Raw genomic sequence first — 26,884 nt, 5'->3', positions numbered from 1 at the left:
ATGCAAGGAAAGTAGGGTGTCTTACTAACATGGAAACCATCGTTTACTTAATCCGACATGGAGAAACGGATTGGAATCATATACAGAAAATACAAGGTCATACAGATACCGATTTAAATGAATTAGGGTATAGACAAGCGGATAAGCTAGCGAACCGACTTGCTTTAGAAGGCTTTGCTCACGTATATTCAAGTGATTTAAAACGAGCTTTTGAGACGGCGAAACGTGTAGGAGAGCGTCAGCAGATTCCTGTTCCTGTCACGAAAGTACGCGGGTTGCGCGAACGCTGCTATGGCGAATGGGAAGGGCGACACCTTGCTGATGTACAACAAGACATGCTACAAGTCGAGCCACATCAGTCTATCTGTGGGATCGAATCCTATCATGCTATGCAAGAGCGAGCGGACCGGGTAATAGGCGAAATCATTGAGCAACATCCTGGTCAAAAAATTGCTGTGGTAAGCCACGGAGGATTCATTAATGCTTTTCTTCATCATATTACAGATGGGCAGCTCGGTACAGGCATCACTAAAATTGGTAATACCGGAATCACCATTTTACATGTGGAGAATAAATCGTGGAAAGTTATGGAGATTAGCCGAATTGACCACCTAGAGGAAACCATAACCGATTAATATAGAGGAAGAAGGAATCAGCATTGCGGACACGAACGCAAATAGGAACAGTAGGTAAATTATTTGATAGCGTTGTTCCCTTTTTTCTGCCTTCTTGGCCCATACAAGCACCAGGGCTTCTTTTCTTTGCTACTCCAGGGCGTGGTGTAATCGCTACCTATGAATTGGGGACACTCCCGGCACATTTGCCCCCAACTTTTTTTCAAGATGCCATGGAGAATCTTGTTGAACATGAAGTACCTAAAGCTTGGAAAAGTGGTCAGGTCATTTGTAAGGAGCGAGTTACTACTGATTGTGGTGATTACAAATGGCTGTTGCAAGCCCTAGGACCCCAACCAGACGACATACACGCGATCGCGGGCATACTTACTTGTGTAGTGGAAGCTCCGGTCAATATACAAACATACGGTGAAATGGTAAAAGGATTATATTCGCTTGGGTATAAAGGATTTATTCAGCGGATGGCTAGTGAAATAGTAGTAGAAGCGAGCAAATGTAAGGAAGCTATCCCGTTTATGAAGACTGTTGTTACTGGCTTACATGACATGGTAGGGAGGGGGCATTGTTCGCTGATTAAGTTAGATGAGAATGGGTATTTGTTGCCTCAGGAACGTTTCACCACAGATCCAGCTGTATATACAGGGTCTAAATTGCATCAGGTGTTAAACAGGTTTGTATCCAAAAAGGCAGAAGTATATCAAGAAGATTCACGCGTTGCTATGTACCCTATCTATGTCGAAGGTGAACCGATTGCTGCTCTTCTTCTCCATGTATCCGATCAAGAAGAAAAATGGCTCGATAGATTGGATATGGAGATGCTACATACGACTGGGGAGCAGGTCAGTCACCAATTACATCGAACCTTGCACATGCACGATATATTACGTGAAAGTCAAAAGAAAGAGCTTCTTTATCAACTGACGAAACAGATTCATGCCTCGATTGATGTAAATGATGTGCTAGCAGGAGTGCTTGCAAGCATTAAGCAATTATACCCGTATTTTTCAGCAGAATTGTATCTCACCATGGAAATGGAAACGAATTTACCAATCAAGACCTTCTCCTTACAAAAACAACATAATCAAGTCAGTCAGCAGGCTTATTTTGAAGGAAAACTAATTATGGGCCAAGAGGAAATGGGAGAGGAAACGATTACGTTCGTTGCCGCTCCATTGCATGGCAGACAGGGGATTTATGGAATCCTACAATTAGCAACCAATGAAATCATTAATTTATCTTCTAAAGAGACCGAGTATATCTCTATTTTAGCGGAAACAGCAGGTAGCGCTTTTGAAAACGCTCAGTTGTATCAGCAATCACGTGACATGGTTCGTGAATTACGTTTAATCAATGAGATGGCTCAACAGATTAATCGTAGCTTAAACATGATAGATATTCTAGAATTTGTGACCAAGATGTTGCATAGGACGTTTGATGCTAGTTATTCCGCTATCTTACAAAAAGCTCCAGACGGCGAGCGGATGCAAATTATCTCTTCATCTAAGAGTGATCAGGTCGGCCAACTGATACCCATTACAGCTACACCGATCTCAGAAATTTTTATTGATAAGCGGAAAATTCTGCCTTCTCCTGACTGTTTTACAAATCAATCTCATCATTTATTTCCCTACCAATCTGTGATGGGAGTGCCTTTATTACAAGATTCAGAAGTATCAGGACTATTAATTGTAGCAGATCATAAGTCCAATTTCTTTACTTATGACGACTATAAATTACTCGAACTATTTGGACAACACACAAGTCTAGCCATTACCAATGCTCTTTTACTAAGTGAAGTGGAACGTATGGTGATTACCGATAATCTGACTGGGCTTTTTACGAGAAGATATTTAAACGAAAATGTGAAAAAATCGTTACTTGCTGATGAGCAGGGTTCCTTGATTTTAATTGATATTGATTACTTTAAAAAAATTAATGATACTTATGGTCATCTTGTTGGGGATGAAATTTTGCATAAAGTAGCGTCTGTTATTAAGAACTGTATTAGAGACAGCGATATTCCGGCGAGATGGGGCGGAGAAGAGATAGCGATATATCTACCTCATGTTGATGTACTTGTAGCTAGTAAAATAGCGGAGCGAATCCGCATCCGCGTGCAGGAAGAAAGCAAGCCAAGTGTCACGATTTCTAGCGGAGTTGCTATGTGGAGTAGAGATGTACAACAAAATCGATCAGCGGAAGAATTACTTCACGATGCGGATGTAGCTCTGTATAAAGCGAAGCAAGACGGACGGAATCTAGTAAGAAAGAGTGATTCAAGAAAAATATGGTAGATTATGAAAAAGAGCTATCTGTAGGAAGCTGGAGGAGATAGAATGTCTGCCGTATCCAAGAAAAATATACTGTCTAAAGCCAAGATGGAGGTTGCAAAGGGCGTGTATCAAATTCCTCTACCGACTCCATTTGCGGTGGGAGACGTGAACGTATATGTGATTGAAGATCAAGGATGGATCACGCTGGTAGACGTGGGACCGTTAACAGATGAAGCTTGGATAAGCCTAGAGAACGGACTGGCTAGAATCGGATATCGTCTAGCTGATGTTAAGCAGATCGTGCTTACTCATCACCATGTGGACCATATTGGACAATTGGAGAAAGTAAAAAATTTATCGCAAGCAAAGGTGTATGCGCACCCTCTGGCGGCACCATATGTGGAATTAGACGAGGAGTTCATGCAATTCCACGATGAATTTTTTACTACACTATATAAAGAGTGTGGGCTACCAGAGGAATTGTTATCTGTTGTTGAAAAATTTCGTAGCATGATGGCAACCTTTCAACAAAAGAGTACAGTGGATGAATGGCTTGTTCATGAGCAAGGTATGCCTCATTTGCCAGAGTGGCAGGTGTTGTTTACGCCAGGACATTCCCAATCTCATTTATCCCTGTACCGTGCCTCTGATCAAGTGATGATTGCAGGAGATCACTTGCTTTCTTTGATTTCCTCGAATGCCTTTATTGAGCCACCACGGGATCGTAGCATGGCTCGACCATTAACATTGGTGCAATATCGGACAGCATTGGAGATGTGTGCAGCGATGGATATTAAACTGGTGATTTCTGGACATGGGGAGCCTATCGAGAACCATCGTGAGCTAATTTTTGAACGGTTGCAGAAAACCTGGGATCGTACCACGGATATTCGTCGATTTTTGCAGGATGGTCCTAAGACTGCATTTGAATTAGCTACCCTTTTATTTCCAAGGCTCTATCTCAAGGAATTACCGCTCGTCATTTCTGAAACCTTGGGACATATCGACTTATTAGTGATGGTTCATCAAGTGCATGTGCAAAATAAAGAGGGCGTGCTCTACTATTCACTATAACCCTTTCTTTCAGCAAAAGTCCTTTCCTGTTATACGAAACGGGTAAGGACTTTTTACTGAAATGAATCCTCCCAATACGATAATGCGTCTTTCTATAGAGAGAGGGTGAGTAAGGAACTCTTCATACGGTAATCTTATAGGTAACTATAATTGTCGAAAGAACCGAGAGGCACCCTTTTTTTGCATGTCAATCTGTACTATAATAAATGAGTTCCTACTCAAGATAGGGAGGTGGATGGATGAAAAAAATCATTCTTCCGCTACTCTTACTTCTACTAGTCATATTTTTATTGACTTATACTCAGTTAGGTAACATGTTACGTACAGGTGATCTGCAACGTATTGCTCATTATATACAATCTTTTGGCATTTGGGCGATTGTGGTAAGCTGTTTTATTACCATCCTACAAACCTTCTTTCCGTTTGTCCCTTATTTTTTGATTGCAGGTGTAAATGTTCTGATTTTTGGCGGAGTGGCCGGTTTTTTTATTACGTGGCTGTCTGCGACTGTAGGGGCTACTCTCAGCTTTTTTATGGCTCGTTACGTGGCATTTGACTGGGCGCAAAAAAAAGTGGGAAAGCAGCCTTTTTTTGCTAAACTGAATGTGCAGGCAAAACAAAGAGGCTTTCGTATTATTTTGATGGCTCGGCTTATTCCTGTCATACCCTCAAGTATGATTAATCTAGCAGCAGGATTGTCAGAGATACGCATTGCTCCATATTTGTTGGCAACTTTAATTGGCAAGATACCTATCACCATCTTAGAGGCTACAATGGGACATGATTTATTTGAGTTTCACGCTCATAAACTACGATTTTTGCTGATGATTGCCATTTTAGGTATGTTGATGTGGCTAGGATCTGTAGTAGGAAAAAAAGCGGAGAAGAAGTAGCCTAAGGATGATAAAAATGAGAACTGAACAGCATAACACGAAGGAACGAATATTGGTAGCTGCGGCCTCACTGTTTTATTCACAAGGGTATGATCGTACCACTGTGCGTCAAATTGCGGAGAAAGCTCAGGTTAATGTAGCATTAATTTCTTACCATTTTCAAGGAAAACAGGGAGTTTTGGAAAAGTTGATCAGCCACTATTATGATCATTTTTTCCAAATCTTACAGGAACAATGGGAGGAAGAAAAGCCGCAAAATTCGATGGGGCAGTTAGAAAAAATAGTGGGTCTATATGTTTTTTATCAACATGAACATGCGTTGGTAACTCGGCTAATCCAGCGAGAATTAAGTGTGGAATCTATGCTCGCTCGAGAAGTAATGACCGTCTACATACATCAAGTGAAGCACTGTTTTGCTAGCGTGATAGAAGAAGGGATACAGGCGGGGGAGTTTCGGGCGGTCAACATTGATGCTGTCTTAATGAATCTTTCCAGTATTTTAACCTATCCGTATCTGAATCCGCAGATTGTGCGTGAAGTATATTATTTAGAACCGGGTTCTGCTGATTTTTGTGAATGGCTTGTCTCCTCAAGCGTTCAATTCTTGCGTTCCCTCTTAGTACATACGAGATTGAATGAGAAACAAGTTGGTAAAGGGGTTGTCCAACCGTGAAAAAAAGGCTGTTGTTGTTATGTCTTGCCGGTACTCTTTGCTTTCACAATGTGGCAATGGCGTCTGCATTTCCTAAGAAGACGAATGACATTGTGCAAGACCAAGCAAAGATTTTTAAAAAAGAAGAACGAAAAAATCTCGAAGAATCACTCAAACAAACACCAGGCACCTATAAGGTTGTTGTGGTGGAGAATACAGAGCCAGAAGCAAAGACTCCTGATGAATATGCACAGAAGCTTTTTGCTGATTATAAATTAGAGGAAGATTCTCTCCTCATGGTGTTGGACAAGCAAAAGAAGGATCTGGGCGTATATGCAGGACCTAAGCTTGTTCAGCAAGGAGCAAAATCTGAGCTATTAAAGGGAAAATTGACAGCTTATTTTGATCCTTGGAAGAACACTGCTAAATTTGATCAGGGTATCTCTCAATTTGTAAAAGAGGTACAGAATGAATTGGGCAAAATGCCAAAGCCTGCGGAAACAGCAGCTACGGCAGACGCAGACCCCAACATCGAGTCACAGGAAAATACACTGTTGAACTGGTTACCTTGGTGGGTATTTGTTTTGGCAGGGGCCTTGTTTGTGGGGCTAATTTATTTGATGACACTAACGATGCGTCGCCGTAGCCTTATGCGTGATATTGATGAGATGGAAGATTGGAAAGATGAATTACTGGAAAAAATTGAAAAGATTGAAGTGGAAAAAAATAAGCGACGTGTGTCAGGCATTACGGAAGAACGCTATGTGGCACTCGCATCACGTAAAGAAAAGTTGCTAGGAACTAGTATTCCAGATATTGAAATGTTGATTATAGAAGCGGATGAAGCTTGTGATCGTTTCCGCTTTAAAGCAGCCAATAGCCTCATTATTGAAGGCGAATCGATGCTCAATGATATTGAAGATCAACTAGAAGAGCTTAAAAATGATACAACTCAAGTAGTACAGGCGAAAAATGAGAATAAGCAAGCTATACCAGAGATTGATAAAATGCTAGAACAGGTGGAGCGAAAATTATCTGATGTTCGATTGGAATACGGTCTTTCGTTCCATGAATTAAAAATGGATCTAGACCGCATTGGTGAAATGAAGGCTACAATTAAATCTGCCATTGCTAGTGGAGATAATGTTAAAGCGGCAGAGGTAGCTTTTGAAGCCCACTCTATCTTAAAAGAGACAAGTGACTTATTAGAACAGTTGCCCACATATGTTAATCAAGTGCGTACGGAAATGAAAGAAGAATTGCATCAGCTCGAACAGGATATCGAGACCGCATTGGGTGGTAAGTATGACCTGAATCAAACAGCGCTTGATGAGGAATTATTGCAGGTAAAACAATTGGTAACCTCCGCTGGTAATGCATTAGAAGAGGGCAATTTTCATATGTTGCAGACACATGTAAAAGCGTTCGTCTTAAAGGTGGAATCCATTTATAGCAATCTAGAAGAAGCGGTGCTTGGAGAAAAAGAGGAAGGGATCACTGATCGTGCGCAAGTAATACAGCTTTCTCCCGTTCTAACTCGTGAGGATACCTTCCAAGAGATTAATGATGACAAGCAGGCAGTCGACGAGGTAGCAGATTCAGAAGCGGGTACTCAGATGAATGATGAACAGGACATTGGAGTAGAGAGGCAAGAATCAGATAATCGTGCTACCAATCCATCTGAGTTGGCGGATACGACTGTAGCATATCGAGAAGCTGCGACAAGTGAGACAGTGGAAGCACCTGATAGTGAGAAAAGCGCATCTCTTTTACCTGATGATTTACAAAAGCGCAATTCTCATGACAATCATGGACAGCAGGAGCAGACGGCTAGAGAAGAGCATCCTGAATATGAGTTGGTTATGCCGAAAATCCCTAAACCGATGTCACAGGAATCTGAGAAGCTGGTTAAGATTGAAGAAAAACCATTCATTGAAACAGAAGATGATATTTTGGATGAAATGGAGCGCATTTCAGGTGAGTTAATATGTATCCGACAGCGCATTAAACGGAGTTATCTGCCAGGAGTGCCAGATGATTTAAAAACCAAGTTTGATACAGTTGTTGGTCTATTAGGGCAAATTCAATTACGAATGGAGAACACTCGATATGACATTCGTGAAATTGCTTATTACCTTGAAGAGGCGCATGAACAACTGATGGATACGCACTATATGGCCGAAAATACTATCGCGGCTTGTCAATCAGCGGAGGGTGCTATTCAATATACGAATCGCTATCGACGCTTAAATCGTCAGGTAAATGAATTGCTAACGAAATCAGAGCAAGCTTTTCGTCAGTTGTATTTTACCGAAGCCTACCAGTTGGCAGAAGAAGCCCGCTTAATTATTGAGGGTGACCATGATGATGAAGCAGGTAGTCGCTGGATGCTACGTAAGAAGAAAAGAGGAGCGCGTTAGCGATGAGTGATCCTATGCCGTACTTTCTGATGTTAGCAGGTTTATTAGTCGCTATCCAGCCCAAAACGAAACGCTGGAAACGACGCTTGAGTGCTCACTTTGCAGGAAACCAGAAACGGGTTAAACAACGAGCGAATACGTTTTATCTATTGGGTGTATCATGTTTGATACTGGGATGCTTCTTGCTATTACGGAAATAAGTGTGCTGTGCAATAGGATTGAACCCTTATAGAATAAGTTCTTATCATAAAGTAAGGCACGTCTTTCTTAAAAAGGCGTGCTTTTTTTGTAGACAATGCTCGATTCCAAACAAAAAAAGAAGCGTCAACGATCGACGCTTCCAAAGATAAAGATAAAGGGAGTAGAGGTGTGAGAATCAGTAACCAACTACTTTTAGGGGGAGTAGGGTTCTGAGACGCTCTTCTGGGAGGAAGAGCAATTAGTAATATATTCCCCAATAATAGAGATAGTTAAACATGTATTTTCAAAAAAATGATGCAAACCGTTATTTCTCTATAAAATGTACACAACTTACAGGGAAATTAACTAGATAAGGTGTATTGAGCCGCATGTAAGCCTGCTACATAACCGGAAGAAAAGGCAATTGTAATGTTATAACCACCGGTATGCGCATGCACATCAAGCACTTCTCCTGCAAAGAATAATCCACCTGCTTTTTTAGACTGCATAGTCTTCGGATCTACTTCCTTCGTTTGAATACCACCGCCTGTAATAAATGCTTCTTCTAACGACAACGTTCCAATGATGGTTAACGGGAATGATTTTATGAAACGTGTGAAATGTTGCCATTTTTGCTTGTTGAGATGGCTAAACGTGGTCTCTTCATCTAACTCTGCTTTCTGTAATAGAACAGGAATAAGCCGTTCAGGTACATAGCCCTTCAATGCATTCTTAATTGATTTTTTCGGTTGTTCCTCACAGAGCTTCCACGTTTCCTGGGAAATGATGTCGATCGAACGATCTGGAAGCAAATCAATTGTCAGTTGGAGGGGAACGGTGCCGAATTTCCGCTGAGTAACAGAGACATAATGGCCCAAACGAAGAACGGCTGGACCAGATATCCCAAAGTGAGTAAAGATCATGTCTCCCTCTTGAGTAGTTACCCGTTTTCCCTTTGGATCGGTCAGTGTCAGTTCAACATCACGTAAAGAGAGTCCTTGTAACGTTTTTTGTTTAATTAGATCATCGCTCACTCGTAATGGCACTTCAGTGGGATACAAATCAGTAATAGTATGTCCTGCTGCTTTTGCCCATTTGTAACCATCTCCGGTTGAACCAGTTTGCGGAACGGAACAACCACCAGAAGCAACAATTACAGCTTTTGTCCCCAGAATTTCTCCATTCTTTAATTCAACTCCTGAACAAGCCTCTTGTTCGTACAGGATACGTTCTACCTCTGCATGTAGGCGAATTTGAACTCCCTCCTGTTTTAATTGACTAACAAGAGCATTTGCTACGGTAATCGCTTTATCTGTCGTGGGAAACATCCGACCACGATCTTCTTCCTTTAATGAAACGCCCATGCCTTCAAAAAAGTAGATAATATCTTGATTATTAAATTGCGCAAAGGCACTGTGCATAAATCGACCGTTTCCAGGAATTTGTTTAATAAGTTCTTCTAATTCTTTAGCATTTGTGACATTACAGCGTCCGCCACCTGAAATGATCAGTTTACGTCCCAGTTTTTCGCCTTTTTCTAATAAACAGACACTGGCGCCGTGTTTGGCAGCAGAATACGCAGCCATTAGTCCTGCGGGACCGCCGCCGATAACAATGCAATCAAATCTTTCTTTCTTCATGATGTTCATCCTTTTATTTCCTGTATAGGGTATTGTGCACCTTTTCCCCGCTTGTTACACAAGATGTGATAAGGGGATAGTGACTGGGTAAACTAGACATAAGCCTGATAAGGAATGCTATTATATTTCTAAAAAAGACTAATAAAACCTTTTACTTCCATTGTTTTTAAATAAGGGCACTCTTTAGTTTTACCTGACTTACATGGTTGCATAAGTCCAACAGGTAGTCGATAATGGAAAAGTATACAATTGTCTCTACATAGAATACTACAAAAAAGACTCAGTTTGGGAGGATCAAGGTAATGGCCGATCAATTTCAATTAGAATTATGGGAAAAATTAACAGAAGCGCCTGGTGCCTCGGGATTTGAAGGACCTGTCCGCTCCATTATGAAAGAATATATCTCCTCTTATACAGAAGAAGTCACCTACGATAATATGGGAAGTATTTTTGGTGTGAAGCGTGGGGATGAGCATGGTCCTCGTATTATGGTTGCTGGACATATGGACGAAGTAGGATTTATGGTTACCCAGATATCTGATAAGGGCTTTATTTCTTTTCAAGCATTGGGTGGTTGGTGGAGCCAGGTATTATTGGCACAACGTGTTCAAATTATTACGGAGAACGGTCCTATTATTGGGGTAATTAGTTCCATTCCACCGCATGTATTAAGTGACGATATGCGAAATCGTCCAATGGATATCAAGAAAATGTATATTGATATCGGATGCGATTCTAAAGAAGATGTTCTCAAAGTAGGTGTAAAACCTGGTCATCCAATCGTACCGATCTGCCCTTTTACACAAATGGCGGATCCAAAAAAATTCATGGCAAAAGCTTGGGATAACCGGTATGGTTGTGCCCTTTCTTTAGAGTTACTAAAAGAGTTACACGAAAATCCACAGCATCCTAATGTGATCTATGCAGGTGCTACGGTTCAGGAAGAAGTGGGCCTACGTGGTGCAAAGACAGCGGCTCACATGATTGATCCTGACATGTTTATTGCATTAGATGCTAGTCCAGCTGGTGATATTCCAGGTGTAACAGACGGTATGGGTAAATTAGGTGATGGTTTGTTATTGCGTATCTTGGATCGCACGATGATTATGCAACCCGGTTTGCGCGATTTGTTAATCGATACATGCGAAGAGCTAGGAATTAAATATCAATACTTTATTAGCCAAGGTGGGACTGATGCGGGAGCTGTCCATATGCACGGTAAAGGTGTTCCTTCTGTGGTCATTGGTATTCCGTCTCGTTACATTCATAGTCATGCCTCTATCATGCATGAAGATGATTATCAAAATGCGAAAAAGCTATTGTTTGCCCTAGTGAAGAAGTTGGATTGGGCTACATTAGAAGCTACCCGTCGCCGATAAGCGTATGCGAAAGGAAGCGTGATTCCCATGAATGCCATCAAATTTTATCGCCATGAAACGGTTACAGATGCCGTACTGGAATATAATTTTTATGATCATAAATTTGCTCCAACCAACTTGGTGGTACGCAAAGTATTGATGGCTATGCTTAACTCTGTTCAAACACGTCTAACTGATTTAGAGGTGGAGTATAACGACAACATGCTGGTTGAAAAAGTAGGGGGACATGCAGCAAAGATTCTTAAGCTGCTGGGTGCTACTGCGGAAAATGTGCAGGACAATCATCGAGGGGAGACGGTGGTAAGCCGTACTTTTACCGCTAAGATGACACCTGAACGCTTTCAATACTTTTATGAGGTAAAAGATGTTGGTGAGCTCCCACGTTTTACTCTCAAAGAGCAGGAAGCTGATCGTATTATTTCATATTTCAATCAGTATTTGCTATTAGTAATTCCTCTTGAAGAAGAAAAGCAGTTTTTTGAACAGTTACAAGAAATGTACGTTCCTTACCACGTCCAAGCGGTTCAAAAGTGAAGTAGCTGAGGATTCTCCTGATCGAGCAGGAGAATCAGATATATTTCCTAACGCTACCTTTCAGCCAGCTATTTTGGAAATTTACAGGCATCCTTTTTATTCTGTAGGAGTTGTACAGAAGGAGAGGGGTGCTTTTTTGCCATATATATGCTAGCGAAAACAAAAAAATAGTTGTTTGAATATTATTCTATATCTTATAATATAAACATTCAAGCCATTATTTGAATGTTAGGGGCGAAGGAAATGAACAATAGTTGGAATAAATTCATCTATAGAATAGGGGCTCCGTTTTACGATGCTCTTTTTAACAGTGGATCCTTTCTACGAGCTAGGAAACAGGTATTTGATGACCTCCCTTTGCGTGCAGGGCAACATATTTTGATTGTGGGTGTTGGTACGGGAGCTGATCTATGTTTTTTTGCCAAACAGGACATTCAAATAACTGCTATTGATATATCATCTTCAATGATTTCTCAAGCTAAAGAAAAAGTAAGCACTCAAATGAATATTGATTTCATCGAAATGGATGCCCAGCACTTACTTTTTCCCGACAAATCATTTGATATGATTATTGCAAATTTAATTCTCTCCGTAGTACCTGATGCTAACCGATGCATGCAAGAAATAATACGTGTTACAAAAGAACATGGAAACATTGTGGTTTTTGATAAATTTGAATCTAAACACAAGAAACTTTCATTTGGTAAACAACTACTTCGTCCCATCATCTCCATACTTGGTACGGATATTGGACGTAATTTTGAAACAATGATTGAACCATTTCATAAGAAAGTAATAATTCAAGAAGATACCCCAGTTTTATTTAATGGAATGTACAGAAAAATTATCATGAAAAGTCAGTAAGGATTAAAAGTTGAACTTCGTTCGTTCAAGTACTGGTTATCTGGATATTAGGAAAAATTAACAGGAATATATGGAGCATTTAATTAGTGATGGGACCTTTTTCACGTAAAAAAGGCTTCCAATTGCCTCAGCATAGACAAATGAAAGCCAGTCTGTTTTACGTGGAAGGACGATCTGGTCCTTCTAATTTCTTGTCACCAAAGCCGGGACGATCGTCCTGGGTTTTTTTAGGCTGTGTATTCGTTTCGCTGCGTTCCTTGGAGTTGTTGGAAAAACGCTCTTTATCCATATTCATCTTCTCATCACTCCTTCCAGGGTTTTATTATTCCCAAAACAAAAACTTGTACTCAGGTTTATACCGCTTATGCTCCTCAACCATCGCCTCGTGAGCCTCATTTTCGATATGAAACAATAGAGACGAAAACGGTGCTTTATCCAAAAGGTTTGCTCCTTGTAAATCCTTATGATCAGATGAGAAATTCATCGTGCACGCTCCTTTTTTAGTAGTAGAGAAGAGGATGGACCCTTATTTTTATGTCGGGGGTTGGCATAGATAGCAAAAGCAGTCAGAATGGCAGTGGAGATCAATGTAATAATGCCATACATATACCAAGGTCGCATACTACCTACACCACCTAAATGCTCAATCATATAACCACCAGTTGCGTTACCTATGGCGCCACTAATGCCTGTGACTACGTTCGCGATCCCATAATAGGCTCCTAATAGATGGGGTTTAGCAAAATGCCCTACTAAGCTGTCAAACACGGGTACAGCTAGCATTTCGCCAATGATAAATAGAATGGCAGCAGCACTGAACGTCCAGAACTGTTGAGCAAATCCCATGGCGAACAGCCCTGCACCAAGAAACAAGGTGCCACTGACCATCGCCCAATATGGACTAATTTTTTCTAAGATATATCGGGCAATGACACCTTGAAATAAGACCACGCAGATCGAATTAATGGTCCAAATTAATCCTACCTTGGCACCCGTCCCCATAATATGTTGTCCGCGCAACGGAACAACGAGCGGAAATTGGGCATATAATCCCCAGACTAGCAGAGAAACCAGACAGAAAAACAGAAAGCTCCGATGGCCAAATAACTGTTTGTACTGGCTCCATGATAAGGGAGATTTTTTGGTAGCTTCTTGACGGTCTTCTTTAGGTAAGGTAAATAGTAGAAAAAGGGTCAACAATACATAAACCCCTGCTGCGTAAATGAAGGCAAGTCGATTCGTACTTAAGGCAAGCAATGTTACCGTGAGACCTCCAATAATGATCCCGATGTTTGCAGCGATTCCTCGCCATGAAAAAGCGGTTGTCCGATCTTCTTGTTTCACTACATCAGCTATTTTTGCCTTTAAGGCAGGGGCTAGTAAACCCATACCACTACCGTTAACGGCCGAAAATAGCATAAATAACAGGAAGGTTTGACTTCCACTATACCCGAACATGGCACCTGCCTGAATAGCAGCTCCACACACCATGACAATCTTCCGTGAAACACGATCACATAAAAATCCACCTACTAAACTGCCGATTTGGTACATTAAGCTAGTTATAGCAAGAATGAAGCCAATTTGACTCGCATGCAAATGACGTGCCTTTTCCAAAAAAATAGGAAAAATCGGCGTGACTAGAAAGATTGCGATATGCATGAAAAAAGCTGCAACCAGCAGAAATAGGAATGTGCGATTACCAAGTAAATGACGTGGGGTGGTCAATGTATCTGATCCTCCTCCTCTCCCCTAATGTCGGACTTAGTATGTGAAAAGAAGGACTCCCTTTATTCGTCAGCCCAAAATCCATGAAATTGGGCAACTACCTAGGGACTTTTTTGCAACCGTGACATATCCCTATAGAAAAGGAGCGAGTAGGAGGGAGATTATGGGAAATTTTTTAAAACTGGGCGGTTTTGAGGTTGTCATTGGGATCGTTGTTGTGATTTTTCTCGTCTCCATCGTCATTGATGATGGATTTGAATAAAGTCATATGGCAGATAGATCGGACAAAGAAAGATCGATAGAAGAGAGGTGCTTAGGACCTCTCTTTGGTCGCAATCATATTTGGCACTGTTCGCGCGTAGGGTAGAACATACACAAAAATGGTACAAGTATGAAGCAAGGAGCGTGAGATAGTGGCGCAAGTCATTTTAACGTTTTGTATTGCTTATGGAATCGTTATTGGAGGATCGGTGCTTGGAGGCATGGGTGCTTTTTTTAGCGATCGAGCCCCGTTACTTGTGATATCAGAGTTAGCCATTCAACTCAAAATTATGGGACTGGTCGGAGCTCTTGGAGGCACCTTTGACTCATTTTTGCAAATCGAAAAATTATTTGTAGGAAATTTCTCACCTGTCTTAAAACAGCTCATTTATATTTTTGCAGCGTTTATCGGAGCGCATCTCGGGACCATCTCTATGTTATGGCTTACGCAGGGGAGAGGCTCATGACAAGTAAGCAGGGGGAGCAACAACTACCTAAATTACGTCGTTACCTGCGCTATATCAGCTTGTTTATTCTAGGAGCAATCGCAGGGGGAGCTATATTTTTATTCCTATTTACTCAAAGGATGGAAGATTTAATGCTGGAGAACAAGAATCTATATGTTTTAAATGATCGCCTACAAAGCGAGATGGATAGCCTCAATGAATTGCATAAAGTGGCACGTAGAAAGCAAAACGTCGTGATTGAGGATGTTGAAATCACCTTTTTAGGACAACGGCCCAATACATTTGTAGAAGAAGAGTTGAAGCACAGCTTAGAAAAGGATCTGGCTCAATTAAAAAGGAAAAAAGTCGAACAAGTAGGGGAGATGCATGAATTACTCCACGAATTGTTGCAAAAAAGAGAGTACATTATTCAGGGAAAGGTCATGGAGGTAAATATAAAGACACTAGTAATTTCACGAGTCCTGCACTTATACGTAATAGTCAAAGAACAGCCGAAAACAATTGGATGACCATTTATTGATAGAGAGAAAAATGCAGCGAAGCCCAAAATCGTTCGTATATAGTTATAGTCAATTAAAGAAATGTTTTTTGAACGAGGGGGTTTTGGGGGATGTCTTTATTTAAAAAAATGATGGCGAGTGTAGGCGTTGGTGCAGCTACTGTAGATACACGTCTGTTCAAGGAATCATTGCTGCCTGGTGAACTAGTACAAGGCGAGGTTCATATCACCGGTGGAGATATTCAACAGGATATTGATGAGATTTATATTTATGTCATAACTCATTATGAGCGAGAAAGTAATAATAACAAAACAAAGGAAGAGTGTATCCTGTTAAAACATCGTTTGACAGAACCCTTTACCATTGAACCGCAAGAAACGAAGGTTTATCCGTTTACCTTCCAGCTACCTTATGCGACGCCCTTAACGATAGGTAGACAGCCGGTCTATTTACGTACAGGCCTAGATATTAAAAATGCTATTGATCCCGGTGACTCGGATTATATTGAAGTAAAACCACATCCGTTGATGTCTAACGTGTTAGAGGCAATAACTTCATTAGGCTTCCAGTTATATAAAGTAGATTGTGAATTTAATCGTCGACTTGGTCAACCTTATCCGTTTGTACAAGAATTTGAGTTTCGTCCACAAGGTCAATTTCGTAAATATGTGGATGAGTTGGAAGTCATTTTCTTTTTACGGGAAAATGAAATGGAGGTCCTTCTTGAGGTAGATAAACGTAAGCGTGGATTTGCAGGAATGTTGGAGGAAGCGTTTGATATGGATGAGCGATATATGAGATTTCATTTATCCGAAAATGACGAGAATAGACCAACTCAAGAGCTGGCAATCTGGATTGAACAGATGATTATGAAAAGCATTGGATAAGAAATAGGAATTACTAACGCCTTTTTCCTTTTTGGGTATGAGAAGCAGGCTTTGTTCATACACTAGTCTTGACCTCATCCCCAAGGAGAAGAGTATGGAATACATGATACGTAAAGGAATAGCTGTGATTGTAGGTAGTGTATTACTTGCGCTTGGAGTAAACGGTTTTATCATTCCACATCAATTAATGGACGGCGGTTTGACAGGCATTGCTTTGATAATCAACTATATGGTTGGCTACAAGGTAGGTCTGGTGATGATCATAACAAGTATCCCGATCTACTTATACGCTTGGTTTACCAAACGAGCTTATTTTTACAACAGCATCAATGGTTTATTGTTTTCCTCCTTTTTAATTGATTTATTTTCGCCGTTACAGCATGTTCCCACATTCACATCATTTTCGTTACTATCAAGTAGTATATTGGGAGGCTTATTCATTGGTACGGGTATTGGATTGTTACTTAAATTTAATACAGCTACCGATGGATTTGATTTAATGGCTAAATTTTTATCTGATCTAACACGAATTAATATCGGGATTTTTATCTTTGTTTTTGATATGGTCATCTTATTTATTGGTTCGCAGTTAGCTGATACGCCCCATTATTCTTACTCGTTTCTAGCGATTTCGATTGTGTCAGTCGTTACATTTTTGTGGAACCGTCAAGGCATTGTGCATGAATGACTGGTGCTTGTTAGTTGGAAAGGCTTGGCAAATGCCAGGCTTTTTCTATTGATTGGCTCCAGAGCTTTCAATCGTCCCATTTTTCGTAAAAAGTCCTCTCAAATATGGCGTATGTATAGGTCTGAAAAAATTTTTTTGGAATACGAGGTATCAAGGCACATTTTTCAGACAATACTGTGAGCATGAAACATTTAGAGGAGGAATTTCCAAATGAATTTGTTAGAAAAAACGAGAAGAATAAATACGATGTTACAAAAAACTATGGGTGGCAGTGGAGTGTCTTACCAAGATATTGCTAAATTGCTCGCTGATATCATCAACTCCAATATGTATATCATCACGGCGGATGGTCAAATTTTAGGTAGTGGATTTGTACAAGAGATTTCTATTCAGGAAACAGGACGTTTTACAAGCTTCTTGCCTGAAAACTATAAGGAAAAATTATTGGAGATTCATTTCTCCGTAGCTAACGAAGCTGTTCAAAGCAACTACAGCATGGTTCCTTCTGAGTGGAAAAATCTGTTTCCGCAAATGATGACAACAATTGTGCCCATTAATGCAGGTGGTAGTAGATTAGGAACATTAGTATTAACTCGTGCGTTTGGTGCTTTTGAAACCGACGATCTCATTTTAGCTGAAATTGGTGCAACAGTAGTCGGAATGAAAATTGTACGTCAGCGTACAGAACAAATTGAGAATGAAGTTCGTGATAAAACATTTGCTAAGATTGCATTGTCTTCTCTATCATATAGCGAGCAAATTGCAATTGAAAAAATCATGGAGCAATTGGATGCCAAAGAAGGCTTATTGGTAGCTAGCCAATTAGCAGATCAAGCAGGTTTGACCCGCTCCGTTATCGTTAATGCATTGCGCAAGCTGGCAAGTGCAGGTGTTCTAGAATCACGTTCTCTTGGTATGAAAGGAACGTATATTAAGGTGTTAAATGATAAATTCCATTCTGAACTGGAAAAATGGAAAACATCATAATCACATAAGCCTAGTATCAAACGGTTTCCATGTTCTCCTTCCTTTTGTAAGACATGCTTATTTAGAGCATGTCTTCTTTTTTATTATTTTTAATGTTTCATGTGAAACTTTAATAGACTAAAGTAAAGAATGGTATCTAACTGCTAACAAAAAATGAAAGAGATATTTACTAAATATTATCACTTATTAAATTTTTTTATATAAAAAGTTAATCAAATATGATATCCTCTTTTTTAGGAGGTGTGCAGCATGAGAGACCTATGGAGGACACCATCGTTTCGTTGGTTCTGGCTTGGTATCTTTTTATCAGCTGTTGGAAATTCTTTTGGATCATTTGGAGTAAGTTGGTATTTGTTGCATCGAACAGGTTCTGGAGCTATTATGGGTACTTCCATTTTGTCTTATTATGTACCGGCTCTATTATCCGGTTTAATAGCAGGTGTTTTACTTGATCGTATCGATCGGCGCAAATTAATTATTTTTGATAATGTGGCAAGAGGATGCTTGTATGGCTTGCTTGTTTTCTTGCTTTCTTTGCCAACAGTCCCCGTAGTAACGGTATGGCCTTAGCTGGTATGTTATCACCATTAAGCAGTACCGGTCAGCAAGCTATGTTACCGCATCTTATCAAGAATAAAGAACAGATTATAAAAGCAAATAGCGTAATGAGTGCACAGTGGCAGATTGTCTGGCTTTTTGGACCTATGCTAGCTGGATTGGCTGTTACATTAATTGGACCTGCTAACGTCATTATTATTGATTCGATTAGTTTCTTTTTGTGTGCAGCTTGTTTTTTACGAGTTTCCTATACATATAAGCCAAGTTCTACCGTAGTAAGTAATACAAAACGAGAATCTTTGCTGAATTTCTGGAAAGATCTTGTTGTAGGGTATCGTTATATTGGCGCGCATTCGATGCTTCTTTCTCTTTTATTCTTTAGTTTGTTTTTTAATATGGGATATGCACCTGTGGAATTATTGCCAGTGTATATACAGCAAGTGTGGGGGCTTGGTAATGAGGCTTATCAGGGATATATGCTTACAGCAATAGCTGTTGGGTCCTTGTGTGGCTCAGTGTTATTCATTGCGAAGAACTGGAAGTATCCAATTGGAGTGACAGTAGGGGCTATTATTTGTTTGTGGGGCTTGGTTACATTTCCTCTGGGTTTTACCAAACGTATGGAAGTCGCTGTTTTGTGTTTTTTTGTTGCAGGCATTGTTTTTGCTCCGTTTCATGTGTTGGTTTCAACCTATATCCAAAAACAGGTGCCGAATGAGATATTGGGTCGAGTATTGACTGCCAATCGTTCCATTACAGGATTTGGTCTACCTGTAGGAAGTTTCTTATCCGGCCTCCTGGCTTCTTCAATAGGAATGGATCGTATTTTTGTCTATTGTGCCGCGCTATGTATCATAGTTGGAATTTTAGCTATGGTAAGATTGCGTGCCTTGTATTGATGGTATGATCATTTACGGTTTAATAAGGATGCAACGCGTTTCATGATAAACTCTGGCAACAAAGGATAAATAAGCGACAATAGATGGAGGCGTTTTGGTAGAGCAACCTCATAGCGCTTCTGTTTTGTTGCTTTAATAATGGCTTTTGCAGTCGCTTCGGGAGATAACAGGTAGCCACTTACCTTTTGTTTATAGGAACCCGTTTCGTCTGCATACATGAGGAATGGTGTATCAATAGGTCCGGGTAGTGCGCAAGTGACAGAGATTTGAGTAGAAGCGAGCTCATGTCTAAGTGACTCACTAAATCTTATCACAGCAGCCTTGGTCGCCGCGTATACAGCGGTTTTAGCAGAAGCAACTCGACCTGCTAGAGAAGCGATGTTTACAATCCTAGCTTCTGATTGAGCGAGCATCATGGGTAGAAAAGCACAGGTCATATATAAGGTGCCCAATAAATTAGATTCAATGGTCTGATGAATTTCTTCCAACGAGTGTTCTAAAAAAGGCTTAAATAAAGCAGAACCTGCATTATTAATAAGAATGTCGCAACGACCAAATCTAATTTTTACCCAAGCTGAAAAAGCCCTTACCGCTTCATTATCAGATAGGTCAAGTTTATAGATATGTAGGACAGGAGGGCGGTTCCATTCATGTTGGACCCTTTTTAGTTTCATATGATCTCTGCTTGTGATAATCACATGGTATCCCTCACGTATATACTCCTTGGCGAGTGCCATTCCAAGTCCACCGGTACCTCCTGTAACAATTACTACTGGTTTACTCATAATGGTAATCATTCACCTCCTGTAGATATCCTACCATTACCGCTATACTATGTAAAAAAATCCTGAATGTAACGGTTATAAAAGTCTTCATATGGGTGCAGTATAGCCCATAGGAGGTGACCAACATGCCAGAAGTAAAATGTAGTGTAGCGAGTTGCACGTACTGGGGGCAGGGAAATAACTGTAATGCCGAAGCAATTATGGTTGAGATTGACGCCCATGCAAACAAAAAGTACAACGCTGAAATGGCAGGCGAGTTCGGTTATGATACAGAGCACCGTGATTATGCAACAACTTCTCGTGAAACCTGTTGTCATACGTTTAAACCAAAGGAGTAATCATTCAAATGCGACGTTGATTACTTGAGATGAAAGAAAAAGTGACGTTTTCAGCGGAGATAACAACTAAAAACGGGCGACATGTAAAAGACGTAACCTCTCGCAAGGTTACGTCTTTTTTTGTCAGCTATTTGGCTATGTAAGAAAGAATCACTTGTCTTACAAGGCTTGTTTTTCTAAAGTCGTTCCTGCTGTATGTCCCATTTTCATCCGGTTCATAAATGCATTAGCTTCATCCCAGCTAGTAATCCGATGGACTAGGGATGGTAACTCTCCCTGATTATAGGGCGTGTCAAACAACAGAACAGGAATTTCGAGCTCACTAGATAATTGCAAGGCATTTTCCAGACGATCTTCCATGAATAGATCAATGCTCCATGTTTTTGCGGCACTAACTTTATCATGACAGCCAACCAGATCAATATGATGATAAGGGATATGATGTTTAGTAAACCAAGCTTTGGTTACATCCATATCATCTAAGGCTCTGGCACTGATATAGATGAGTTCGTGCGATAGGTACCAGTTTTGCAAAATTTCGGAGGCGTTACCATGTAAAAGCGAATGGGAGTAAACCTCCTGGCTATTTTGTAGAAGCCAGGTATTAAATTCTTCATCTGTTATCTGATATACATTCGCTAAATTATATTCAAAGCAATCTTGTAGTGTTAAATTTTTGCCATAAGTTCGATTTAGAAATGGGACAATACTGCCCGGATCGGTAACGGTACCGTCAATATCAATGCCAATTCTTAGTGATTTATTGTTTGTCATCTCCACACCTCCTGAGTAAATTGTACACCGAAGACAGAGAATAAGGCTACTTCCTTCATTTCATCCTGATTAAAAAAGGGGTTGGAGCACAGCATGGGTAACGATCAGAAACGACGTTTACGTGGTGAGCAGAAGGAAGCGAGGACTGCTCAAAGCCGCAAGGACAAAATTGATACAAAATCGTATGACACGGAGCTAGCGAATGATTCATGGATGCGAGCTACGATGGAACCAGGTGCTACTGAAACAAAGGGGAATATGGAATATAATCCTCGGACGCAGACAGAGCGCTATTCAGGCGATCTAGATCAATCTGTGCAAGCGGTGGCGACATCTTCTCAAGTCGATAACAATGATGCGATGTCTTATCGTAATGATGTCACAACGGAAACAGCTGCGGAAATCGCTGAGCCGTACCGTCCAACACGGTTGCGGGATGGTGATGAATCCAGCTTGCGAGCAACTAGACGAGCAGAAGAGAACAGTGGCACTTTGGTACAGGGAAGCGGAATAGGTATGGTGGGGCTAGGTTCTTCCATCTTGTCCTTGTTCCTGTTGCCTTATGTTTTAGGGCCACTGGGAATTGTGCTAGGGTTTCTTGCTTTCCGTCGTGAGGCAAGATCACTGGGAACTTGGGCAATGGTTATAGGGGCTCTTGCATTTGTCGGGGCGCTCTTAATTTATCCTTATTACGCTGCCCGGTAGATCATTGTTTATTGACATGATTGACAAAGAAGGGGCTGTCTCGCAGGTATTTTAACCTGTTGAGTCAGCCCCTACTTTGTGTTGAATAAAAAGAGTGGAGGGGGATGTTCTAGAGTCTACATGCAAGTTTACTGCTACATTTCCGTTTTTAAACTCGTTATTGCCTAAAGACGAAGATGGTCAATTAGAAGATGGCCAAGTAACTGAGGTCGTGGGAATAGCTACACAGACATTAGAGAAATCGGATAAAGAATTTCCGGAGATGCGAGGGTCAGAGCAGATCATATTTCTTGAGCCCTCTAAACAAAGCCAAAAAAGTGAATATTACATTGAGTTTCGGAAGAGAGAGAAGGACAAAGTGACTTTGTACCGTGATGTAAGCATCGACAGCCAAAATGGATTGCTTCTTCTTTACAGGGACAACCTCTCAAGTGAAGATGACAAAAATGTAGCTACTCCAAAAGAGATTGCGTTAAAAAGAGCAAAAGCTTTTTTACAAGATTTTATTGGACAATCTTTTGAGGAATACCAAATGAATTCCGTAGTTGCTAATGATAAAGAGACGCTAGTCCAATATACAAGATTTGTCAACAATCTTCATGTGGCAGGATGGCTAACAGATAAGCCAATATTTTCTGATCCGTCCATTGTTTTAGAAAAATCAATCAATTAAACAAACTCCAATTCTTGTCTATACACCTATTCCGAATGATGGAGAATCAGGAAGTATTGATGCTATAACGGGACAATATGAAAAATAATGCTGGTTTTACTAAAGTTGAAATGATATCACTTATATCTTTATCCCCACGATAGCGTGGGGATAAAGACTTATCAGGAGCGATAATAATCTGATTCAAACGGCGTCAAGGCAGCAATAACTGCTTCTTTAAAGACATGGGCGCGAGTAATTTTACCTTCTGTAAAAAGTCCGTATGCTCCCTCCTTATGGTTACTGTTGAGGGTACCTGATAAGCTGTCGATCACTTCACGTAATTCTCTACCAGACGTTTTCATGGTCTCACCGATTTGGTTGGGGATTGGAAAAGCAAGTCCTTTACCAATATGTAACACTTCACCATTCCAAGCGGCACAGATGGATATCAGGTACCACTGCTTTGTATAGATGGAATCAAAGGCCAGACCACCTTCTAATCCTAAACCTATCTCTGCATTCGGTACTGCCTCAAAGGCTTGTTTGGCTCGCTCAATGGCTCCTCTAATCGTTTCATCCTCCGATAAAGGTTGCTCGGACACTCCTGAAGGTACACTTACACAATGAGGTTGAATGCCAGTAGCTAAAAAAATAGCTTTCTGTTTAGCTTGATTATGACTTCCTAAAGCAAGTTGATTAAACAATTGTATTCCCTCCCAGCTTTGTTTCTTCTTATTATAGCAGGTGAATATTTGCCCATCTGTTGTAAGCAAGGGTAGCTTGTCAACAGATGTTTTTATCAAACAACTATGATGAAGGAAGAAACCACGCAATACATTGCGTGTGATACAATGAGGGGAAAACTCGGAATGGTGGGAGTCGGGGATGAAGTTTACCAAAATGCATGGGATAGGCAATGATTATGTATATGTCAATTGTTTTGCAGAACCGCTTACGAACGTAGATTTGCCGGAGCTTTCACGAAGAGTAAGCCAGCAACATTTCGGTATCGGGGCAGATGGTTTGATTCTGATTATGCCGTCTGAAATAGCGAATTTTCGGATGAGAGTATTTAATAATGATGGTAGCGAGGCGCGCAATTGTGGCAACGGTCTGCGTTGTGTTAGCAAATATGTATTCGATCATGGCTTAACGAATGAAACCTCTTTTACCATTGAAACAAGTGGAGGAATTGTTACACCAGTTGTACACGTAGGGCTGGATGGCAAAGTAGAAAAGGTGACAGTTGATATGGGGAAGCCACGTCTTTTACGTGGACAAATTCCTATGACAGGAAATCCTGACACCGAAGCAATTAGTGAACAGGTGGAAATAAATGGACGTACCTTTACTTTTACAGCTGTATCTATGGGAAATCCACATGTGGTAATTCTGACGGATAACATATCCGAGGAAGATGTAACTACCTATGGGCCATTGTTAGAAAAGCATTCCTTATTCCCTGAAAGAGCCAACATTGAATTTATCTCAATCAATACAGCTTCTGATATTACCTTTCGTGTGTGGGAACGTGGCTCTGGAGTAACACTTGCCTGCGGAACAGGAGCATGTGCTGCATTAGTAGCTGCTGTTTTGGAAGGAAAAGCAGAGCGAATGGCGACGATCCATTTGCTAGGTGGCGATTTGCAGATTGAATGGCGTGAAGATGACCAGCATGTATATATGACGGGTGCAGCAACAGAAGTATTTGCCGGGGAGTATTTCGAAACATTGCCCATACTTGAAAAATAGCTTTCTCTAATAAAGAAAGACAAAAAAGTGGTTATCTCCTCGTAGAGTGAGTAACCACTTTTCCTGTGTAAGCTTGTCATTAAGCTTAAGCGAATTTCCATGTCCATGCTTAGTTGTAAACCTCTGTTAAGACATCGTGGGAAGCTTCATCATCCGTATAAAATGTCTTGGATTGTTTTGCCTCTTCAATAACTTCTTGTTTTAAACGCTGTAATTCATCTTCCATTTGTTTGATTTTTTCCATGACGGTCATGATAAAAGCCCCTTTTTCTTTAAATTTATTGATAATTCTAACAAATATAGAGGTGTGTGTAAAGCGGCGAAATATGTTGAAAGCGTTTGCAACTATGACTTAAATGTGAACGAGCGCTTGCTAGAATATTATAGATGCTGGTTAGGATAGTACGAGAGGTTCGCTCTTATGCATAAGGACAAATAAAGACCTACAGCAATTACCAAGTCGAAGTAAAGAAGTACAGCATGAAGGTAGTTGTAAAAACAAACAATATGGTATGATGTAAGACAGTTCGACCCAGATTTGAATTGTAGGAAGGGTGTCTTTGCCGTGATTTACCTGGATAATAGTGCCACGACCCAACCTCATCCGCAGGTGATTGAAACCATGAAGCGGACTATGGAAGCTTACTATGGGAATCCTTCTTCCTTGCATCGTATGGGCGTAGAAGCAGAGAATGTTTTAAAACAGGCTCGCCAAATTGCTGCTCATGCTTTGCAAAAGAAACCAGCTGAGATTTTCTTTACTTCCGGTGGCACGGAAAGCAATAATACAGCGATTAAAGGTGTAGCCATGCGCTATCGTGAGCGTGGTCGCCATATTATTACTAGTCAAGTAGAGCACGCCTCTGTATTGGATGTATGTAAACAACTAGAGGAATTTGGCTACGAGGTAACTTATCTTCCTGTAAATAAGGAAGGAAGAGTTTCACTAGACGATCTAAAACAAGCGTTGCGACCAGATACAATACTGGTTTCTATTATGCATGTTAATAATGAATTAGGGACAATCCAACCTATTAATCAGATAGGTACGTATCTTAAGCTGTTCCCTAAAGTCTTGTTCCATGTAGATGCGGTTCAAAGTTTTGGAAAAGTACCTCTTCGGATCAATGAGTGGGGAGTTGATTTGCTTAGCTTGTCTGCCCACAAATTTCATGGTCCTCGTGGTGTTGGTATACTAGTAAAACGAGAAAATTTGTTGATTGAGCCTTTATTAAAAGGTGGTGGTCAGGAGAGTGGATTCCGTTCTGGTACGGAAAATATACCTGGAATTGCAGGAATGGCAAAAGCTATGCGCCTAGTCGAAGAGACTGCTAATCAAGATATTCCTCGTTTGAAAGAGATGCAACAACGTTTGAGGGAAGGAATTAAACAGATTCCTGGCTGTATGATAAATACACCTGAAACAGAAGTGGCACCCCATATCTTAAATATTTCCGTAAAAGGGATGAAAGCAGAAGTCTTGTTGCATGCCTTGGAAGCGGAAGGATTCTGTGTGTCTACTCGCTCCGCTTGTTCAGCTAAATCAGATGAGCCAAGTCCAGTATTGGTAGCGACAGGGATGAGTCGTGAACAAGCCAAATCGTCTTTACGGATAAGTCTAGGAAAGCAAAATACAAAGGATGACGTGGAGAAATTCCTAGTAGCGCTGCTAACATGCAAAAATCGCATTTTACCATATACAAAAGTGTAGAGGATGACAACAATGAACTATGATGTAATTTTGATTCGCTATGGCGAATTAGCACTAAAAGGACGTAACCGTGATCAATTTGAAGATACGTTGATGAGAAATGTACGTAATGTTTTGGTGACACACTCCTCAGTGGAGGTATATCGTCGTTACGGTCGGATGTATGTTCAACTGAATGGGGAGAACGCCTATGAGGTTATGGAAAAGCTACAGGCAGTGTTTGGAATTACTTCCATTAGCCCAACGATCCAAGTAGAACAAACAGAAGAAGCGATCAAAGAAGGAACTCTTCGCTTGGTTCAATCTCTGTCGCCAGCTCCACGTACCTTCCGAGTAGACACAAGAAGAGCGGATAAGCGTTATCCAATGGCTTCGATGGATGTTAGTCGCATGGTGGGTACCCACCTGTTGCGTAATATAGAAGGATTAAAAGTAGATCTTCACCAACCGGAAGCCTCTGTTAAGGTGGAAATCCGTGCGGAAGGTACTTTTATTAGCAGTGAAACCCTACCATGTGCTGGTGGATTACCTGTAGGTGCTAGTGGTAAGGTCTTGCTACTATTATCCGGTGGGATTGATAGCCCTGTGGCTGGTTGGATGACAATGAAGCGTGGAGTAAGATTAGAAGCAATTCATTTCCATAGT

26 protein-coding genes and 1 pseudogene (1 of these 27 cut by a window edge) are annotated in these 26,884 nt (G+C 40.7%); 22 read left to right on the top strand and 5 right to left on the bottom strand.

The features are described 5' to 3' along the window. Positions 1 to 29 precede the first annotated feature (29 nt). From EEL30_27185 to EEL30_27155, 7 genes are all read left to right on the top strand, one after another. Positions 30 to 635 carry a histidine phosphatase family protein gene (locus EEL30_27185; GenBank protein ID QDX95616.1) on the top strand — a complete coding sequence of 202 codons (606 nt, stop codon included), beginning with the start codon at positions 30 to 32 and terminating at the stop codon, positions 633 to 635. Between the two features lie 23 nt (positions 636 to 658). After that, positions 659 to 2,929: a sensor domain-containing diguanylate cyclase gene (locus tag EEL30_27180; protein QDX95615.1), complete on the top strand. Its 2,271-nt coding sequence runs from the start codon at positions 659 to 661 to the stop codon at positions 2,927 to 2,929. A 42-nt stretch (positions 2,930 to 2,971) separates the two neighbouring features. Next, positions 2,972 to 3,982: an MBL fold metallo-hydrolase gene (locus tag EEL30_27175; GenBank protein ID QDX95614.1), complete on the top strand. Its 1,011-nt coding sequence runs from the start codon at positions 2,972 to 2,974 to the stop codon at positions 3,980 to 3,982. Positions 3,983 to 4,221: 239 nt separating this feature from the next. Beyond that, entirely contained in the window at positions 4,222 to 4,875 is a 654-nt protein-coding gene (locus EEL30_27170) for a TVP38/TMEM64 family protein (protein QDX95613.1), read from the top strand. Positions 4,876 to 4,891: 16 nt separating this feature from the next. Next, positions 4,892 to 5,548: a TetR/AcrR family transcriptional regulator gene (locus EEL30_27165; GenBank protein ID QDX95612.1), complete on the top strand. Its 657-nt coding sequence runs from the start codon at positions 4,892 to 4,894 to the stop codon at positions 5,546 to 5,548. Continuing rightward, on the top strand, positions 5,545 to 7,947 hold the full coding sequence (locus tag EEL30_27160) for a septation ring formation regulator EzrA (GenBank protein ID QDX95611.1): 2,403 nt from the start codon (positions 5,545 to 5,547) through the stop codon (positions 7,945 to 7,947). The genes EEL30_27165 and EEL30_27160 overlap by 4 nt, the downstream gene beginning before the upstream one ends. A 2-nt stretch (positions 7,948 to 7,949) precedes the next feature. After that, complete coding sequence (locus EEL30_27155) at positions 7,950 to 8,147, top strand: hypothetical protein (protein QDX95610.1); 198 nt, start codon at positions 7,950 to 7,952, stop codon at positions 8,145 to 8,147. Positions 8,148 to 8,489: 342 nt separating this feature from the next. Here EEL30_27155 and EEL30_27150 read toward each other — a convergent pair whose 3' ends face one another. Next, positions 8,490 to 9,767 carry an NAD(P)/FAD-dependent oxidoreductase gene (locus tag EEL30_27150; protein ID QDX95902.1) on the bottom strand — a complete coding sequence of 426 codons (1,278 nt, stop codon included), beginning with the start codon at positions 9,765 to 9,767 and terminating at the stop codon, positions 8,490 to 8,492. A 302-nt stretch (positions 9,768 to 10,069) separates the two neighbouring features. Between EEL30_27150 and EEL30_27145 the strand changes: the two genes are divergently transcribed. The 3 genes from EEL30_27145 (at position 10,070) to EEL30_27135 (ending at position 12,544) form a co-directional block, all read left to right on the top strand. Next, positions 10,070 to 11,146, top strand: coding sequence for a M42 family peptidase (locus tag EEL30_27145; protein ID QDX95609.1), 1,077 nt, complete (start codon positions 10,070 to 10,072; stop codon positions 11,144 to 11,146). Between the two features lie 27 nt (positions 11,147 to 11,173). Beyond that, on the top strand, positions 11,174 to 11,680 hold the full coding sequence (locus EEL30_27140) for a hypothetical protein (GenBank protein ID QDX95608.1): 507 nt from the start codon (positions 11,174 to 11,176) through the stop codon (positions 11,678 to 11,680). A 243-nt stretch (positions 11,681 to 11,923) separates the two neighbouring features. Beyond that, positions 11,924 to 12,544 carry a class I SAM-dependent methyltransferase gene (locus tag EEL30_27135; GenBank protein ID QDX95607.1) on the top strand — a complete coding sequence of 207 codons (621 nt, stop codon included), beginning with the start codon at positions 11,924 to 11,926 and terminating at the stop codon, positions 12,542 to 12,544. A 480-nt stretch (positions 12,545 to 13,024) separates the two neighbouring features. Here the strand turns inward: EEL30_27135 and EEL30_27130 are convergent, their stop codons facing one another. After that, positions 13,025 to 14,272 carry an MFS transporter gene (locus EEL30_27130; protein ID QDX95606.1) on the bottom strand — a complete coding sequence of 416 codons (1,248 nt, stop codon included), beginning with the start codon at positions 14,270 to 14,272 and terminating at the stop codon, positions 13,025 to 13,027. 413 nt (positions 14,273 to 14,685) lie between these two features. Between EEL30_27130 and EEL30_27125 the strand changes: the two genes are divergently transcribed. From EEL30_27125 to EEL30_27100, 6 genes and pseudogenes are all read left to right on the top strand, one after another. Further along, on the top strand, positions 14,686 to 15,000 hold the full coding sequence (locus tag EEL30_27125) for a sporulation protein (GenBank protein QDX95605.1): 315 nt from the start codon (positions 14,686 to 14,688) through the stop codon (positions 14,998 to 15,000). Beyond that, the gene (locus EEL30_27120; GenBank protein QDX95604.1) at positions 14,997 to 15,509 is read left to right on the top strand and encodes a hypothetical protein; all 513 of its coding nucleotides are present in this window, start codon (positions 14,997 to 14,999) and stop codon (positions 15,507 to 15,509) included. Before EEL30_27125 ends, EEL30_27120 begins: the two co-directional genes overlap by 4 nt. 101 nt (positions 15,510 to 15,610) lie before the next feature. After that, on the top strand, positions 15,611 to 16,387 hold the full coding sequence (locus EEL30_27115; protein QDX95603.1) for a sporulation protein SpoOM: 777 nt from the start codon (positions 15,611 to 15,613) through the stop codon (positions 16,385 to 16,387). Between the two features lie 94 nt (positions 16,388 to 16,481). Beyond that, positions 16,482 to 17,075, top strand: coding sequence for a hypothetical protein (locus EEL30_27110; protein ID QDX95602.1), 594 nt, complete (start codon positions 16,482 to 16,484; stop codon positions 17,073 to 17,075). 210 nt (positions 17,076 to 17,285) lie between these two features. Next, on the top strand, positions 17,286 to 18,062 hold the full coding sequence (codY, locus tag EEL30_27105) for a GTP-sensing pleiotropic transcriptional regulator CodY (GenBank protein QDX95601.1): 777 nt from the start codon (positions 17,286 to 17,288) through the stop codon (positions 18,060 to 18,062). Positions 18,063 to 18,311: 249 nt separating this feature from the next. Continuing rightward, positions 18,312 to 19,519 (top strand): annotated as a pseudogene (locus EEL30_27100) (MFS transporter). An 8-nt stretch (positions 19,520 to 19,527) separates the two neighbouring features. Here the strand turns inward: EEL30_27100 and EEL30_27095 are convergent. Next, entirely contained in the window at positions 19,528 to 20,304 is a 777-nt protein-coding gene (locus tag EEL30_27095; GenBank protein ID QDX95901.1) for an SDR family NAD(P)-dependent oxidoreductase, read from the bottom strand. Between the two features lie 125 nt (positions 20,305 to 20,429). On the opposite strand from EEL30_27095, the gene EEL30_27090 reads away from it, so the two are divergent. Beyond that, the gene (locus tag EEL30_27090; GenBank protein QDX95600.1) at positions 20,430 to 20,642 is read left to right on the top strand and encodes a DUF1540 domain-containing protein; all 213 of its coding nucleotides are present in this window, start codon (positions 20,430 to 20,432) and stop codon (positions 20,640 to 20,642) included. Positions 20,643 to 20,801: 159 nt separating this feature from the next. On the opposite strand, the gene EEL30_27085 is transcribed toward EEL30_27090, so the two are convergent. Continuing rightward, positions 20,802 to 21,416: a hypothetical protein gene (locus tag EEL30_27085; protein QDX95599.1), complete on the bottom strand. Its 615-nt coding sequence runs from the start codon at positions 21,414 to 21,416 to the stop codon at positions 20,802 to 20,804. Positions 21,417 to 21,509: 93 nt separating this feature from the next. Between EEL30_27085 and EEL30_27080 the strand changes: the two genes are divergently transcribed. Together EEL30_27080 and EEL30_27075 are read left to right on the top strand one after the other, a co-directional pair. Then, the gene (locus tag EEL30_27080) at positions 21,510 to 22,121 is read left to right on the top strand and encodes a hypothetical protein (GenBank protein QDX95598.1); all 612 of its coding nucleotides are present in this window, start codon (positions 21,510 to 21,512) and stop codon (positions 22,119 to 22,121) included. Positions 22,122 to 22,215: 94 nt separating this feature from the next. Beyond that, positions 22,216 to 22,794 (top strand): hypothetical protein, encoded by a 579-nt coding sequence (locus tag EEL30_27075; protein QDX95597.1) that lies wholly within the window; start codon positions 22,216 to 22,218, stop codon positions 22,792 to 22,794. A 161-nt stretch (positions 22,795 to 22,955) separates the two neighbouring features. On the opposite strand, the gene EEL30_27070 is transcribed toward EEL30_27075, so the two are convergent. After that, positions 22,956 to 23,480, bottom strand: coding sequence for a DUF84 family protein (locus tag EEL30_27070; protein QDX95596.1), 525 nt, complete (start codon positions 23,478 to 23,480; stop codon positions 22,956 to 22,958). Positions 23,481 to 23,661: 181 nt separating this feature from the next. Between EEL30_27070 and EEL30_27065 the strand changes: the two genes are divergently transcribed. The 3 genes from EEL30_27065 to thiI all read left to right on the top strand — a co-directional run. Continuing rightward, a complete protein-coding gene (locus tag EEL30_27065; GenBank protein QDX95595.1) occupies positions 23,662 to 24,528 on the top strand; it encodes a diaminopimelate epimerase in 867 nt (288 codons plus the stop codon). A gap of 565 nt (positions 24,529 to 25,093) precedes the next feature. Beyond that, positions 25,094 to 26,239, top strand: coding sequence for a cysteine desulfurase (locus EEL30_27060; protein ID QDX95594.1), 1,146 nt, complete (start codon positions 25,094 to 25,096; stop codon positions 26,237 to 26,239). A 12-nt stretch (positions 26,240 to 26,251) separates the two neighbouring features. Next, positions 26,252 to 26,884, top strand: partial view of a tRNA 4-thiouridine(8) synthase ThiI gene (gene thiI / locus EEL30_27055; GenBank protein ID QDX95593.1) — the 5' portion only. It continues 567 nt past the right edge of the window; 633 of the gene's 1,200 nt are visible here — the first part of the coding sequence; the start codon lies at positions 26,252 to 26,254; its stop codon lies off the right edge, out of view.

The sequence above is a fragment of the Brevibacillus laterosporus genome (assembly GCA_007833815.1).
Lineage (GTDB): Bacteria > Bacillota > Bacilli > Brevibacillales > Brevibacillaceae > Brevibacillus_B > Brevibacillus_B laterosporus_D.
This window is presented reverse-complemented; position numbering and strand designations above follow the sequence as displayed.